Origin of the sequence: Streptomyces sp. DH37, assembly GCF_029813835.1 — a bacterium.
Lineage (GTDB): Bacteria > Actinomycetota > Actinomycetes > Streptomycetales > Streptomycetaceae > Streptomyces.
This window is the reverse complement of record NZ_JARVKV010000010.1, coordinates 64,279-78,752: the sequence shown is the minus strand read 5'-3', so window position 1 is coordinate 78,752 and position 14,474 is coordinate 64,279. Positions and strand designations below refer to the sequence as shown.

Here is a 14,474-nt window from a genome sequence, read left to right as displayed (position 1 = left end):
GCACCGGAACGCGCCGGAGGGACCGGAGCCCACTGGCGTCCGGTCCCCCCGGGTTCGTACGGCGAGGAGCCGTGGGTCAGCCGCGCAGGGCCTTGACCGCGGCCTCCAGCCTCCTGCCGTAGTCCTCGTCGGCCTGGCGGAAGTTCTCGACGGCCCGCTTGACGATGTCGTCGCGCGAGACCTTCGCGATGAAGCCCGCCAGGTTGTCGATCAGGCGCCCCTTCTCCTCCTCCGTCATCAGGCGGTAGAGGTTGCCCGCCTGGACGAAGTCGTTGTCCTCGGCGTGCGAGGGAGCGGGGATGTCACCGGTGGTCCCGGCGACCGGAACCGGCTGCCACAGCGCGCGGCCGGTCTCGGCCGGGCCGCCGAAGCTGTTGGGCTCGTAGTTCCTCGCCCGGCCGTGGCGGCCGTCGTACATGAAGCCGTCGCGGCCGTGGCTGCGGGCCTCGGTGGCGTGCGGGCGGTTCACCGGCAGCTGGTCGGCGTTGATGCCCACCCGGTAGCGGTGCGCGTCGCCGTAGGCGAACAGCCGGCCCTGGAGCATCTTGTCCGGGGAGGGACCGATGCCCGGCACGAAGTGGTGCGGGGAGAAGATCGACTGCTCGACCTCGGCGAAGATGTTCTCCGGGTTGCGGTTGAGCTCCATCTTGCCGATCTCGATCAGCGGGTAGTCGCCGTGCGGCCAGACCTTGGTCAGGTCGAACGGGTTGAAGCGGTAGTTCGGGGCCTCGTCCGCCGGCATGATCTGGACGTAGACCGTCCAGCTCGGGTACTCGCCGCGCTCGATGGACTCGCGCAGGTCGCGCTGGTGGCTGTCGGGGTCCTTGCCCGCCAGGAGGTCGGCCTCGTCCTGGGTGAGGCACTTGATGCCCTGGTCGGTCTTGAAGTGGTACTTGACCCAGAAGACCTCGCCGGCCTCGTTGTTCCACTGGAAGGTGTGCGAGCCGAAGCCGTCCATGTGGCGGTAGGAGGCCGGGATGCCGCGGTCGCCGAAGAGCCAGGTCACCTGGTGGGTGGACTCCGGGCTCAGGCTCCAGAAGTCCCAGACGTTGTCCGCCTCCTGGGAGCCGGTGTACGGGTCGCGCTTCTGGGTGTGGATGAAGTCGGGGAACTTGATGGCGTCCTTGATGAAGAACACCGGGGTGTTGTTGCCGACGAGGTCGTAGTTGCCCTCCTCGGTGTAGAACTTCACCGCGAAGCCGCGCGGGTCGCGCACCGCGTCGGCCGCGCCCAGGTTGCCGGCGACGGTCGAGAAGCGCAGGAAGACCTCGGTCTCCTTGCCGACCTCGGCGAGGAACTTCGCCCGGGTGTACTTCGTCACGTCCGCGGTGACGGTGAAGGTGCCGTAGGCGCCCGCGCCGCGGGCGTGGACGACCCGCTCGGGGATGCGCTCGCGGTTGAAGTGGGCGAGCTTCTCCAGCAGGAGCTGGTCCTGGACCAGGACCGGGCCGCCCGAGCCTGCGGTCTCGCTGTTCTGGTTGTCCGCGACGGGAGCACCGGCCTCCGTGGTCAGCGGCCCGGCGTTCTCGATCTGGGCAGTCACATGCGCCTCCTGAATCTGTCCTGTCCCCTTGGCTGAAGCCGAACGCGATCCTACATTGGACAATGTCTAAGTCAAGAAGACGATGAAGACCATACAGAATCCGGCTGTGGACGCGCACTGCTAAGGTGGAAACATGAGTGACCTGCTTCAACGTCTCCGGGATCGCGGCTGGCGGCTGACCGCCCAGCGGCGAGTCGTCGCCGAGGTCCTCGATGGTGAGCATGTTCACTACACCGCCGACGAGGTGCACGCGCGCGCGGCCGAGAGACTGCCGGAGATCTCCCGCGCCACCGTCTACAACACCCTCGGCGAGCTGGTGTCGATCGGCGAGGTGCTCGAGGTCAGCACGGACGGCCGCGCCAAGCGGTACGACCCGAACGCCCACCACTCCCACCAGCACCTGGTGTGCTCGCGGTGCGGCGTGATCCGCGACGTCCGCCCCTCCGGCGACCCGCTCGCCCTGCTCCCCGAGGGGGAGCGCTACGGGTTCGCCCTCTCCGAGGCGACGGTCACCTACCGGGGCCTGTGCCCCTCCTGCGCCTCCGCCTGACGCACGGCTGGCTCCCCGGGTCCGGGCGCCCGCCCGGCCCGTACCCCGTACGCGTTCCGCACACGCAGCACGCCACGGGGCACGCAGAAAGCGCGAAAACGCCCGGGGCCCGGATCCGTCATCTGGATCCGGGCCCCGGGCCTTCAGTAGCGGGGACAGGATTTGAACCTGCGACCTCTGGGTTATGAGCCCAGCGAGCTACCGAGCTGCTCCACCCCGCGTCGTTGTGGTTCAACAGTACCCCTGCTCCGCCGACCAGCGCAAATCGAGAAAACGCCCCGCTCCGGCCTCAGGCCGTCAGCTCCTCGTGGAGGGCCTCGCACAGCCGCGCCGCGCGCTCGGCGACCTCCGGCGGGCCCAGCTCGACGGCACGGGCGCACCAGTGGCGGCCGGCCGCCAGATCGCCGCACCGGGCGTTCAGCAGGGCCAGGCGCAGGGCGGCCCGGCCGTGGCCCGCCTCGGCCGCGCGCGTCCACCACAGGGCGGCCTCCGGCTCGCTGCCCTCACGGGCCAGCAGCAGGCCGAGGTTGAAGGCGCCGTTGCTGCTGCCCGCCTCCGCCGCGACGCGGTACCAGTGCGCGGCCCGCACCACGTCGCCGCGTGCCGCCGCGCACATGCCCAGCCGGACCTGTGCACGCCGGTGCCCCTGCTCGGCCGCCCGCTCGTACCACTCCTCGTACTCGGCGGGCGGACCGTGCGCGTCGAGGGCGCTCGCCGTCGGCGCCTGGCGCTCCAGCAGCGCCGCCAGCCGGAAGGCGCCCTCCACACTGCCCCCGCCCGCCGCGCGGCGCAGGTGCCGCTCGGCGGTGTGCGTGTCGCCCTCGCGCAGCAGCGCGATGCCCACCTGGAGCGCGGCCTCGGTGTGGCCGGCCGCGGCGGCCTGCTCGTACCACTGCCGGGCCCGCTCCTCCTCGCCCCGGCCCGCGTGCAGGATGCCGAGGTTGAACGCGGCGTCCACGCTGCCGGCTTCGGCGGCCTTGGAGAACCACGGCTCGGCGCCCGCCGCGTCGCCGCGCTGGAGCAGCAGGACGGCGAGCGCGTTGGCGGCCTCGCGGTGCCCGGCGTAGGCGGCGCGGCGGTACCACTGCTCGGCCTGGGCGGTACGGCCCTCGGCGGCGCACAGCAGCGCGAGGTTGAAGGCGCCGTTGATGTCGCCCGCCTCCAGCGCGACGCGGTACCAGCGCTCCGCGGTCTGCCGCTCGCCGCGCTCGGCGTGCAGCGCGCCCAGCGCGTTGGCCGCGTTGCCGTCGCCGTCCTGTGCGGCGCGGCGCCACCACTCGGCGGCGCTGTCGGTGTCGCCCGCGTCGCGCAGCAGGAAGCCCAGCGCGCAGGCGGCGCGCGCCTCGCCGTCCTTGGCCGCCGTCAGGTACCAGCGGGCCGCCTCCTGCGACTCGCCGCGCTCCTCCAGGAGCGTGCCCAGACGCAGCGCGGCGCGGCGGTGGCCGCGCGCCGCGGCCTGGCGGTACCACTGCTCGGCCTCGGCGGCGCCGCCCTCCGGACGGCGCGTCAGGATCCTCGCGATGCGGTAGGCCGCCTCGCGGTGGCCGCGCTCGGCGGCGGCCCGGAACCACTCCTCGGCCCCGTCCTCGCCCCGGTGCTCCAGCAGGTCGGCGAGGGCGTACGCGCCGAGGGCGTGGCCGGACTCGGCGGACTGCCGCAGCCAGTACTCGGCGGCCGTCTCGTCGCCGCGCTCGCGGTGGTGGCGGCCCAGGGAGTGAGCCGCGGCGGCCGAACCGGCGACGGCGGCGACGCGCCACCAGCCCGCGGCCTCCTCGGCCTGGCCGAGCTGGTGGAGCAGGACCCCCAGGTTGTTCGCGGCGGCACGGTCGCCGGCGGCGGCGGCGGCACGCAGGTACGGCTCGGCCCCGTCCAGGTCGCCCCGGCGCAGCAGCCGGGCGCCGAGCGCGCTGATGGCATCCGTGTCGCGGTGTTCGCGGAGGTGCGTGCGGCTCACACCGCCCCCCGCGCCCTCAGTTCTCGCCTTGTCCCCCATGAGGCCCATCGTCGCACCACCCGCAACCCGCGTACACCTGGTATACCGCCGCCAAGGAAGTCACTTCAGCGTTTTGTCGACTTCCCGATACAGCTACCATCCAAACGCAAAGCGCTATCACGCGCCTCTCATCTCGCATGCCCACCACGCGAAAAAGGACCCGGAGTCATTGACTCCGGGTCCTTCTCCGTTAGTAGCGGGGACAGGATTTGAACCTGCGACCTCTGGGTTATGAGCCCAGCGAGCTACCGAGCTGCTCCACCCCGCGCCGTTGTGTTCACAACCTTACCACGGCGCGGGGGGAGCCACTCACCACCGGTTCACTCTTCCTGGCGTCCCTGGTCGTTGTTCCTGTTGTCGGATCCGCCGCCGTTCGCGCCGTCGCCGCCCGCGGACTGCTCGGCCTCGGCGGCCCGCCGGAGCGCGTCCTCCAGGTCCTGCTGGGCCTGGCCGTAGGCGTCCCAGTCCTGCTCGCCCAGCGCCTCCTGGCCCGCGTCGAACGCCTCCCGGGCGTCGTTCAGGGCATCCTGCACCGTCGCGTCACCGGAGGGCGGCGGTGTGGTCGTGTCCTCCTCGCCCGGAGGCGGCTCCTCGCCCTCCGGCCGCTCCTCGCCCTCCGGGGGTCCCGCGTCCCCCTCGACCCCGAAGACGGAGTCCAGGGCCTCGCCGAGGGTGTTCTCGAACGCGGTCTCCTCCCCGTAGGTCACCAGCACCTTCCGCAGCAGCGGGTAGTTGGTGCCCGCGCCGCGGACGTAGACCGGCTCGACGTAGAGCAGACCGCCCTCCAGCGGCACGGTGAGCAGGTTGCCGTACTCGACCTCCGAGTCACCGCGCCGGAGGATGTTGATCTCGTTGGCGATCTCGGTGTCGGAGTTGAACCGGCTCTGCACCTGCTGGGGGCCGGACACCGTGGTGTTGGACGGCAGCTTCAGGATCCTGATCGTGCCGTAGTCGTCGCTGCGGGCGTCGGCGTTGACGGCCATGAAGGCGCCGAGCGTCTCGCGCCCGCTGGGGTTGAAGGTCGTCGTCAGGGAGAAGGTCTGCTCCTCCTGGTCCGGCATCTTCATGCTCAGGTAGTACGGCGGGACGGCGTTGCCCTCCTGCTGGGTCGGGTCGTCCGGCACCTGCCAGCGCTCACTGCCGCTGTAGAACTGGCTGGCGCTGGTGACGTGGTAGCGCGTCAGCAGCTCCCGCTGCACCTTGAACAGGTCCTGCGGGTAGCGGAAGTGGTTCAGCAGCGACTCGTCGATCTCGCTGCGCGGCTCCACCGTGCCGGGGAAGGCCTTCATCCAGGTCTTCAGCACCGGGTCCCGGGTGTCCCACTCGTACAGCTTCACCTCGCCCGAGTAGGCGTCCACGGTGGCCTTGACCGAGTTGCGGATGTAGTTGACCCGGTTCTGCTGGGCGATGACCGCGCGCTGGCCGTCGGTCAGCGCGTCGGCCGTGGTCTCGCCCAGGGTGGTGCGGGAGGAGTACGGGTACTGGTTGGTCGTGGTGTAGGCGTCGACGATCCACTGGATGCGGTCGCCCACCACCGCCGGGTACGGGTCGCCGTCGATGGTGAGCCAGGGGGCCACCGCCTCGACGCGCTCCTTGGGCGTGCGGTTGTAGAGGATCCGCGAACCCTCGCCGATCGCGCCCGAGTAGAGGATCTGCGGCTCGTTGAAGGTCACCGCGTAGGCCGCGCGGTTGGCCACGTTGCTCAGGTCGACCCCGCTGTCGCCCTGGTAGCTGTAGGTCTTCTCCTCGCTGCCGGCGATGTAGTCCAGTTCCTTCTGCGGACCGCCGACGATCGAGTACTGCGTGGTCTTCTCGCCGTAGTAGACCCGCGGCTCGTACTCGCCGAGCTGCCCGGTGGGGGGCAGGTTCTTCTCGATGAAGTCCGGCGCGCCGGTCGAGGCCACCTCGGTGCCCTTGCCGGCCACCATGCCGAAGCCGTGGGTGTACTTGAAGTGGTCGTTGATCCAGTTGCGCTCGGTGATGCCGTTGATGTTGATCTCGCGCAGGCCGACGACGGTGTCCTGCTCCCTGCCGTCCTCGGTGGAGTACCGGTCCACGTCCAGGGTGGCCGGGAACTGGTAGTAGCTGCGGACCTGCTGGAGCTGCTGGAAGCTGGGCGAGACGACGTTCGGGTCGAGCAGCCGGATGCTGGCGGTGGTGTCCGCCGCGTCGCGCAGCTCCTCGTTGCTCGCCTCGCTCTCGCCCGAGTAGTCCGAGACCTTGGCGTCGTCGATGTCGTAGGCGTCGCGGGTGGCGTCGATGTTCTTCTTGATGTACGGCGCCTCCTTGGCCTGCTCGTTCGGCTGGACCTGGAACTTCTGCACGATCGCCGGGTAGAGGCCGCCGATCAGGATGGCCGAGAGGACCATCAGGCCGAAGCCGATCACCGGCAGCTGCCAGGTGCGCCGCCACAGGGTGGCGAAGAAGAGCACCGCGCAGATGGCGGCGATGAAGAACAGGATCGTCTTCGCCGGGAGGTAGGCGTTGGCGTCGACGTACCGCAGGCCCGTCCAGTTGTTCGTCGCCTTGAAGTCACCGGACTTCACCGCCAGGCCGTAGCGGTCGAGCCAGTACGCCACCGCCTTGAGCGCCACGAAGATGCCGAGCAGCACCGAGAGGTGGCCGGTGGCCTGGGACGTCGCCCGGGCGCCCGGGGTGGTCAGCCGCAGCCCGCCGTAGAGGTAGTGCACCAGCGCGGCGGCCAGCAGGGAGAGCACCGCCGCCGCGAAGCCGAAGCTCAGCAGGAAGCGGTACCAGGGGAGGTCGAACGCGTAGAACGCCACGTCCTTGCCGAACTGGGGGTCCGTGGTGCCGAACGGCACGCCGTTCACCCACATCAGCCAGGTGCGCCACTGGCCGGCCGCGGAGGCGCCGGCGATCAGCCCCACCAGCGCGGTGACGCCGAGCAGCACCCACTTCTTGTACGGGGCGATGCCCATCCGGTAGCGGTCCAGGCTCTGCTGCTCCAGCGACATCGCGCTCAGCGGAGGCCTCAGCCGGTGGGCCAGCCAGATGTTGAGGCCGACGGCGCCGGCCATCAGCAGACCGAAGACGGCGAACATGCCGACCTTGGTCCACAGGGTGGTGGTGAAGACGGTGGTGTAGCGGACCGAGCGATACCACAGCCAGTCGGTCCAGAACCCCGCGAACATGACGAAGAGCATGGCCAGGACGGCGAGCACACCCACTGTCATGAGCAGGGTCTTGGCGCGCCTGGAGGGCCTGCCGACACTGATCCGTGGTCCTGAGGGCCCGCCCGGGCCCCGGTCCGGCATCTGGAAAGCCAAGGTGCGCACCTCGAAGATAGCGACGGATGGGACTGGCCCCGAATGCTAGGGCCCCACCCATGCAACTTACTCAAGCTTTACCCGGTTCCCGTTCCCGGGGGGTTCGGCGGCACGATATGAGGATGAACAACCTTCCCATCGACGGCACACCCCTGGCCGCCAGCCCGCTGACCCGTGCCGTGCTCGAGATCGACGAGTACGTCGCGGGCCTGGGCTGGGACCAGCCCGCCCGACTGTTCGCCCTGGTCGACACCGAACGGCTGCGCGCCGAGGAGCCCGCCCTGGCCGAGCAGCTCGGACTCGACGACGACGGGGGCCGGCCCGGCGAAGCCCCCGTGCCCGCCCCCCTCACCCCCGTGGAGCAGGACGAGCTGCCCACCGGGGTCCCCCTGGACGAGTTCCTCGCCACCATCGCCTGGCCCGACGCGGTCGCCGGGTGCGCGATGACGGTGGAGCGGCTGATGCTGCCGCCGTCGGCGGAGGCGTCCGTCCCCGAGAACCTCCAGGAGGAGGGCGCCGAGGAGCGGCTGGCGCGGTGGGTGGCCGAGCACCCCGAGCGCCAGGAGGTCCGGATGACCGTGGCGGTGCTGCGGGACGGCGCCCGCGAGTCGGCGCTGCGGCTGCGCGAGAAGGACTCGCCGACCGAGGTGCTCACCGGGCCCGACCTGGTGCCCGGGCTCACCGAGGCGCTGGCCGCCACCTTCGGCGACTGACGGCGAGGCCGTTCCCCGGCCGGGGCGGGCGCCCGCCCCGGCCGGGGAACGGGGCGTACGGGAGCGGGTCAGCCTGCCGCGCACCGCGGCAGGCCGGCCGTCTCCCCCTCGCGTATGTCCTCCAGGGCCCCCAGGGCGTCGCCGATCGTGCCGACCTTCACCAGGGTCAGGCCCTCGGGCGCGTCGCGGGCGGCGGTCGCGCAGTTGTCCTCGGGGGTGAGGAAGTACTCGGCGCCCTTGTCCCGGGCCGCGATGGTCTTCATCTCTATGCCGCCGATCGGGCCGACCCGCCCCTCGCCGTCGATGGTGCCCGTGCCGGCCACGAACTCGCCGCCGGTGAGGTCGGAGGGGGTCAGCTTGTCCACGATGCCGAGGGCGAACATCAGCCCGGCGCTGGGACCGCCGACATCGGCCAGCTTGATGTCGATCTCGAACGGGAAGGTGTGGTCGAGCCCGGCCTGGATGCCGACGACGGCCCGTCCGTCGTCGGCGGCCGCCTCGGTGGTGACGGTGACCTTCCGGGCGCCGCCGGGCTCCTCGCCCGCCTTCTCGGCCGCCGCCGCCCGCTTGGCCGGGACGACGGTGAAGACCACGTCCTCGCCGGGCTCGTGCCCGGTCACCAGCTCGGCGACGTCGCCCGGCTGCTCCACGGGCTCGCCGTCCACGGCCCTGATCACGTCCCCGGCGTGCAGCCTGTCCTCGGCCGGCCCGCCCCTGACCACGGAGGCGACGACCACCCGCTCGCCGACCGGGATGTCCAGCTCGCGCAGGGCCGCGACCTTGGCGCTCTCCAGGGACTGGGTGAACTCCTCGGCGTTCTCCTCGCGCACCTCCTCGGCCGACTTGTCGTCGGGGTAGAGGGTGTTGTGCGGGACGACGGCGCTGTCCTCGGCCAGCCAGCCGTAGACGGCCTCCACGAGGTTCATCCGGTAGTCGGCGCCGGTGACCCGGACGGTGGTCATGTTCAGGTGCCCGGAGGGCTCGTACGTCTTCCTGCCGTCGATGCTCAGCACCGGTTCGCCGTCGTGCTCGCCGAGCGTGTTGACCGTGGGACCCGGGGACATCTCGGCGTACGGCACCCTGATCAGGACACCGGCGCAGAGCACGGCTATGAGCAGCAGGGTGGAGGTGAGCATCGTCGCGGTCCGGCGTGGCATGCAACGACAGTACGGGAACCGGGCGTCAGTCGGCTGCGGGGGCCCGTCCGTCCGGGGCCGTGCGGACCATGGCGGCCGGGCCGCTCTCCCCGCTCCGCTCGTCCTCCCCGTCCGCCGGCCGCGCCGCGCGGCCGTGGGGGCGTTCCATGGCGGCGCGGAAGGCCTCGTACCCGGCGACTCCCTCGGCGTCCCCGAAGCCGCTGGGCTTGCGCGAGGCCCACACGGACCACACGGCGGCCCCGACGGCGGCGACGAACGGAATCAGCAACCAGGCGAGTGCCGCCACAGTGACCTCCCGATTCCTCTGATGCGCCGGAGAACGGCCTATGAGCAGACTAGATCCCGGAAGAACCAACGGTTCCGGCAGGGGTGCCTTTCCGCAACCCGAAAGGCCGTCCGTTCCCCGGCACCGGTCCTGCGGGCGCCCCTTCCGGCACTCCTCCCGGCAGCGTTCCCAGCAGCGTTCCCGGGCATTCCCCGCGGGGCCATGGCACATGCGCCCGACGGCCACCCGGAGGGATCACCGCCCTCCCGGCGGGGGCCCTCACGCGCCCACCCATTCCTCCGTGCCGTCCGTGAAGGTCTGGTGCTTCCAGATCGGCACCCGGTGCTTCAGGTCGTCGATCAGCCGGCGGCACGCCTCGAACGCCTCGGCGCGGTGCGCGCAGGAGACGGCGACGACCACGGCCAGGTCGCCGACCGACAGGTCCCCCACCCGGTGGACCGCGGCGAGCGCCCGTACGGGGAAGTCGGCGGCCACCTCCTCCGCGACGCGGCGCAGCTCGGCCCCGGCCGTGGGGTGCGAGGAGTAGCCGAGCCGGGCCACGCCGGCGCCGCCGTCGTGGTCGCGCACGGTGCCCGCGAACAGCGCGGTGCCGCCCGCCGACGCGTCGCCGACGGCCGAGAGGACCTCGTCCACGGAGAGCGGGGTGTCGCGGATCGCCAGGAGCCGGATCGGATCGGGCGCCGCCCGCTCGCCGGGGTGGTCGTACGTCTGTGCCATGGGGTCATGGTGCCGTACGGGCGCCCGGGACACGCGGCGGCGGGCCGACCGACACACCGGGGCGCGGCGTGCCGGGGGTCACACCCTGCGGCGGGCCTTGCGGGCGCGCCGGACCAGGGCGGCGGTGCCCACCAGGGCGACGGTCGCGCCCGCGGCGCCGAGCGTGGTGGCGTCCTTGCGGCCCAGGCGGCGGCCCGCGACCGTGTGGCGCCCGGCGACCTCGTCCAGCAGCGTGGCCAGGACCTCCTCGTTGGTCCACTTCGGCCGCCAGCCCGCCTCGTGCAGCCGGGAGCCGCTGACCACCCAGGGGTGCATGGTGTACGCCAGGTCGCCGGCCGGGGAGGGCGTCAGTCCCAGGCGGTGCAGCCGGGAGGCGGCGCCGAGCGCGACGGCGGAGGGCAGTTCCATGCGGCGGATGCCGGAGAGCTCCTCGACCTCCTCCTGCTCCAGCCAGCCGTCGCAGCCGACCGCCAGCTCGCCCTCCACCTTCCCCAGCGCCGCGTACTCCAGGGCCCCGGCCAGGTCCTCGACGTGGCAGAACTGCCAGCAGGGCCGGGAACCGGCCACGACCAGCAGGCGCGGGGACTCGAAGTAGCGGGTCAGGGCGGTGTCGGTGCCGCCGACCAGGACGGCGGGGCGCACCACCGTGACGTTCAGGCCGGGGTGCGCGCGGGGGGCGCGCCGGGCGAGCCGTTCGATCTCCAGCAGGTCGCCCACCCCGGTGGCCTCGGCGGTCGCCCGCAGCTCGGCGTCCTCGGCCAGCGGCACGTCGTTGTCGGGCAGGGCCCCGTAGACCATCGCCGAGGTGCACAGCACGACCCGGCGCACGCCCGCGGCGGCGGCCGCCGTCAGCACGGTCTGGGCGCCGCGCACGTTGTAGGCGGTACGGGCGGCGGCGTCGGTCTCCAGGTCGAGGTCGAGGGCGAGGTGCACCACGGTGTCCACCGGTTCGCCGTCGCCGCGCAGCCGGTCGGCGATGGCCGGGTCCCGCACGTCCAGGACGTGCCACTGCGCGCCGTCCACCGCCCCGCGGCGCTCGTCGATGGCGACGACCCGCCCCACTTCGGGGGAGGCGGCCAGCCGCTCGGTGAGCAGCGCGCCGACCCCCGAGGCGGCGCCGGTGACCGCGACGACGGGCCGTGCGGCGCCGTTACGCGGACCGCGAACGTCTGGCTCCTGGGAACTCACCCGGTGTCTCCCGCGGTTGTCTCTGGTACGAGGTGCGCAGGCTCCATCCTGCACGAGAGGTGTCTAGGCTGGACGTAAGGCCCACCAGATCGCACGCCGTCGCACCGTCGTCCCCACCCGTCCCATCCACTCCGTCCGCATCCATCCTGATCCACCCCAATCCATCCCGAGCATCCCATCCATCCCATCCACCAGAGCCGAGGAACCCCGTGAGTGACACCCCATTCGGATTCGGCCTTCCGCCCGAGGAGCCGGAGGAGGGCGACGACGGCCGGAAGAAGGGCGGTCAGGGACCCGCGAACCCGTTCGGGTTCGGGGGACAGGGCGGCGCCGACAACCCGTTCGCGGCGATGTTCGGATCGCTGGGCGGCGGCCCCGGCGGCGTCGACCCGAACGACCTGGGCGCCGCGTTCCAGCGGCTCGGCCAGATGCTCAGCTACGAGGGCGGGCCGGTCAACTGGGACATGGCCAAGGACATCGCCCGGCAGACCGTCGCCGCCGGCACCCCGGACGGCACCAAGGACGCCAGCGTCAGCCCGCAGGAGCGGAAGGCGGTGGAGGAGGCCGTACGCCTGGCCGACCTGTGGCTGGACGGCGTGACCTCGCTGCCCTCCGGCTCCGGTTCGGCGGTCGCCTGGAGCCGCGCCGAGTGGGTGGAGTCCACTCTTCCGGTGTGGAAGGACCTGGTGGACCCGGTCGCCGAGCGGGTCGGGGCGGCCATGGGCGACGTGCTCCCCGAGGAGATGCAGGCCATGGCGGGCCCGCTGCTGGGGATGATGCGCTCCATGGGCGGTGCGATGTTCGGCACCCAGATCGGGCACGCCCTGGGCGTGCTGGCCGGCGAGGTCGTCGGCTCCACCGACATCGGGCTGCCGCTGGGGCCGAAGGGCAGGGCGGCGCTGCTGCCGATCAACATCGCGGCCTTCGGCAAGGACCTGGGCGTCCCGCAGGAGGAGGTCCGGCTGTACCTGGCGCTGCGCGAGGCGGCGCACCAGCGGCTGTTCGCCCACGTCCCGTGGCTGCGCTCGCACCTGTTCGGCGCGGTCGAGGGGTACGCGCGGGGGATCAAGGTCGACACGGCCAAGCTGGAGGACGTCGTCGGGCAGCTCGACCCGACGCGCCCGGAGGAGCTGCAGGAGGCGCTGCAGCAGGGCATGTTCCAGCCCGAGGACACCCCCGAGCAGAAGGCCGCCCTGGCCCGGCTGGAGACGGCGCTGGCGCTGGTCGAGGGCTGGGTGGACGCGGTGGTGCACGCCGCGGCCGAGCCCCATCTGCCGTCCGCGTCCGCGCTGCGCGAGACGCTGCGCCGCCGCCGCGCCAGCGGCGGTCCGGCCGAGCAGACGTTCGCCACGCTGATCGGCCTGGAGCTGCGGCCCCGGCGGCTGCGCGACGCCTCCCGGCTGTGGGCCTCGCTCACCGACGCCCGCGGGCTGGACGGCCGCGACGGGCTGTGGGCGCACCCGGACATGCTGCCGACCGCCGAGGACCTCGACGACCCGGACGGCTTCGTCCACCGCGAGCAGCTGGACTTCTCCGAACTGGAGGGGCTGCTGGGCGGCGGCGAGGGCGGCACGGGCGGCGCCGCGGGGAACCGGGCCGAGGAGGAACACGGCGAGGACCGCGGCGAGGACCGCGAGGGGGACGACGGCGCGGACGGGCGCGGGGACGAGCGCGGCGGCGGCCGGTGAGCCTGCGCGAGGACGCGGCGCGGACGCTCGAGGAGTGGACCGCGCCCGACGGCGAGCAGGACGCGCTGCGCCTGTCGTACCGCGACCACCTGGCCGCCCACCCGGACGGGGTGTGGCGGTCCTGCGCGGACGGGCACATCACGGCGAGCGCCCTCGTGGTGGACCCGGGACGCGGACGCGTCCTGCTGACGCACCACCGCAAGCTGCGGATGTGGCTCCAGACGGGCGGGCACTGCGAGCCCGGTGACACCACGCTCGCCGGGGCCGCCCTGCGGGAGGCCGTCGAGGAGTCGGGCATCGCCGGGCTCACCCTGCTGCCGGGCGGCCCCGCCCGCCTCGACCGTCACGCGACGCCGTGCGCCTGGCACCTGGACGTGCAGTACGCCGCCCTGGCGCCCGAGGGCGCGGTGGAGGCGGTCGGCGAGGAGTCGCTGGAGCTGCGCTGGTTCGGCTGGGACGAGGTGGCGGCGGTGGCCGACGAGTCCGTCGTACGGCTGGCGGACCGCACCCGCGCACTGCTGTGAGGCAGGGCGCGCGGGCTGTACCCGCGCGCCCTGCCTGCCCCGAGCCTCTCCGGCCGGGCCTAGTTGGACCAGATGTTGCCCTGGTTCTGGCCGCGTGCGCCGTGCTGGCCCGCGCCGTACTGCGCGCGCAGGCCCTGGCCGGTCACCGCGTTCTGCGGCGGCAGCAGCTCGCTGGGCTGGACGAGGGCGAAACCCTGCCCCATGAAGCTCAGCTCCCAGCCCTCCCCCGTGTTGCCGCGCCGGCGGAAGACGCTCTGGGAGCTGGTCTGGGCCTGCATCTGCACCCGCAGCGAGCTGGACCAGGCGACCACCGCGTCGGCGTCGGCGCTGACGTACCGGTCCGGGGTGATCTGGAGCGCCAGCGGCCGGCCGGAGGTCATCAGCGCGACCTTGCCGTGCCCGCTGATGTTGAGGTTGTACGCGCCGGAGCCGGAGATGCCGAACTGGCTGTCCACCGCGATCACCTCCCAGTGCAGGGAGGAGTCGAGGGCCAGCACGTAGGAGCTGTCGACCGTCAGGCCGTCGGAGTCCACGTCCACGACGTGGACGTACTGGGCGAGGTTGGCCAGGTAGACCGTGCCCTGCCCGGAACAGCGCATCAGGTCCAGGCCCTCACCGGTCCGCGCCTGCCTGCGGCGCTGCTGGCCGGTCCTGTACTCGCCGTCGAACTCCATCAGTCCCTGGTAGGCGACCATCGCGCCCTTGCGGGCGAGCACGTCGTCCTGGCCGCCGAGCAGAACCCGCAGCAGCTGCGGGTTCTGCAGGGCGTAGCGGTCCTGGCTCTGCACCTCGGTGTGGCCGAAGAGCGGACTCTGCATGGTTCTTCCT

General features: G+C 72.5%; 12 protein-coding genes and 2 tRNA genes. 4 read left to right on the top strand and 10 right to left on the bottom strand.

Annotated features, from left to right (window positions below):
- Positions 1 to 76: 76 nt before the first annotated feature.
- A complete protein-coding gene (locus tag QC029_RS08140; protein WP_279554799.1) occupies positions 77 to 1,543 on the bottom strand; it encodes a catalase in 1,467 nt (488 codons plus the stop codon).
- A 133-nt stretch (positions 1,544 to 1,676) separates the two neighbouring features.
- On the opposite strand from QC029_RS08140, the gene QC029_RS08135 reads away from it, so the two are divergent.
- Positions 1,677 to 2,093: a Fur family transcriptional regulator gene (locus tag QC029_RS08135; protein WP_279554797.1), complete on the top strand. Its 417-nt coding sequence runs from the start codon at positions 1,677 to 1,679 to the stop codon at positions 2,091 to 2,093.
- 147 nt (positions 2,094 to 2,240) lie between these two features.
- Here the strand turns inward: QC029_RS08135 and QC029_RS08130 are convergent.
- The 4 genes from QC029_RS08130 to QC029_RS08115 form a co-directional block, all read right to left on the bottom strand.
- Positions 2,241 to 2,314: transfer RNA gene (locus QC029_RS08130), tRNA-Met, on the bottom strand.
- 68 nt (positions 2,315 to 2,382) lie between these two features.
- Positions 2,383 to 4,095, bottom strand: a complete 1,713-nt coding sequence (locus QC029_RS08125) for a tetratricopeptide repeat protein (RefSeq protein WP_279554796.1) — start codon at positions 4,093 to 4,095, stop codon at positions 2,383 to 2,385.
- 185 nt (positions 4,096 to 4,280) lie between these two features.
- Positions 4,281 to 4,354 (bottom strand) — tRNA-Met (locus QC029_RS08120).
- A gap of 52 nt (positions 4,355 to 4,406) precedes the next feature.
- On the bottom strand, positions 4,407 to 7,361 hold the full coding sequence (locus tag QC029_RS08115; protein WP_279554871.1) for a UPF0182 family protein: 2,955 nt from the start codon (positions 7,359 to 7,361) through the stop codon (positions 4,407 to 4,409).
- 134 nt (positions 7,362 to 7,495) lie between these two features.
- Here QC029_RS08115 and QC029_RS08110 point away from each other — a divergent pair, with 134 nt between their 5' ends.
- On the top strand, positions 7,496 to 8,086 hold the full coding sequence (locus tag QC029_RS08110; RefSeq protein WP_279554795.1) for a PPA1309 family protein: 591 nt from the start codon (positions 7,496 to 7,498) through the stop codon (positions 8,084 to 8,086).
- A gap of 68 nt (positions 8,087 to 8,154) precedes the next feature.
- Here the strand turns inward: QC029_RS08110 and QC029_RS08105 are convergent, their stop codons facing one another.
- From QC029_RS08105 to QC029_RS08090, 4 genes are all read right to left on the bottom strand, one after another.
- Positions 8,155 to 9,243, bottom strand: a complete 1,089-nt coding sequence (locus QC029_RS08105; RefSeq protein WP_279554793.1) for a PDZ domain-containing protein — start codon at positions 9,241 to 9,243, stop codon at positions 8,155 to 8,157.
- 25 nt (positions 9,244 to 9,268) lie between these two features.
- Entirely contained in the window at positions 9,269 to 9,529 is a 261-nt protein-coding gene (locus QC029_RS08100; RefSeq protein ID WP_279554791.1) for a hypothetical protein, read from the bottom strand.
- Positions 9,530 to 9,787: 258 nt separating this feature from the next.
- Positions 9,788 to 10,246, bottom strand: a complete 459-nt coding sequence (locus tag QC029_RS08095) for a molybdenum cofactor biosynthesis protein MoaE (protein ID WP_279554790.1) — start codon at positions 10,244 to 10,246, stop codon at positions 9,788 to 9,790.
- 78 nt (positions 10,247 to 10,324) lie between these two features.
- On the bottom strand, positions 10,325 to 11,434 hold the full coding sequence (locus tag QC029_RS08090) for an SDR family oxidoreductase (RefSeq protein ID WP_279554789.1): 1,110 nt from the start codon (positions 11,432 to 11,434) through the stop codon (positions 10,325 to 10,327).
- Between the two features lie 209 nt (positions 11,435 to 11,643).
- On the opposite strand from QC029_RS08090, the gene QC029_RS08085 reads away from it, so the two are divergent.
- Together QC029_RS08085 and QC029_RS08080 are read left to right on the top strand one after the other, a co-directional pair.
- Positions 11,644 to 13,122: a zinc-dependent metalloprotease gene (locus tag QC029_RS08085; protein WP_279554788.1), complete on the top strand. Its 1,479-nt coding sequence runs from the start codon at positions 11,644 to 11,646 to the stop codon at positions 13,120 to 13,122.
- Complete coding sequence (locus QC029_RS08080) at positions 13,119 to 13,646, top strand: NUDIX hydrolase (protein WP_279554787.1); 528 nt, start codon at positions 13,119 to 13,121, stop codon at positions 13,644 to 13,646. The genes QC029_RS08085 and QC029_RS08080 overlap by 4 nt, the downstream gene beginning before the upstream one ends.
- Positions 13,647 to 13,705: 59 nt before the next feature.
- Here QC029_RS08080 and QC029_RS08075 read toward each other — a convergent pair whose 3' ends face one another.
- Entirely contained in the window at positions 13,706 to 14,464 is a 759-nt protein-coding gene (locus tag QC029_RS08075; protein WP_279554786.1) for an AIM24 family protein, read from the bottom strand.
- Positions 14,465 to 14,474: the final 10 nt, after the last annotated feature.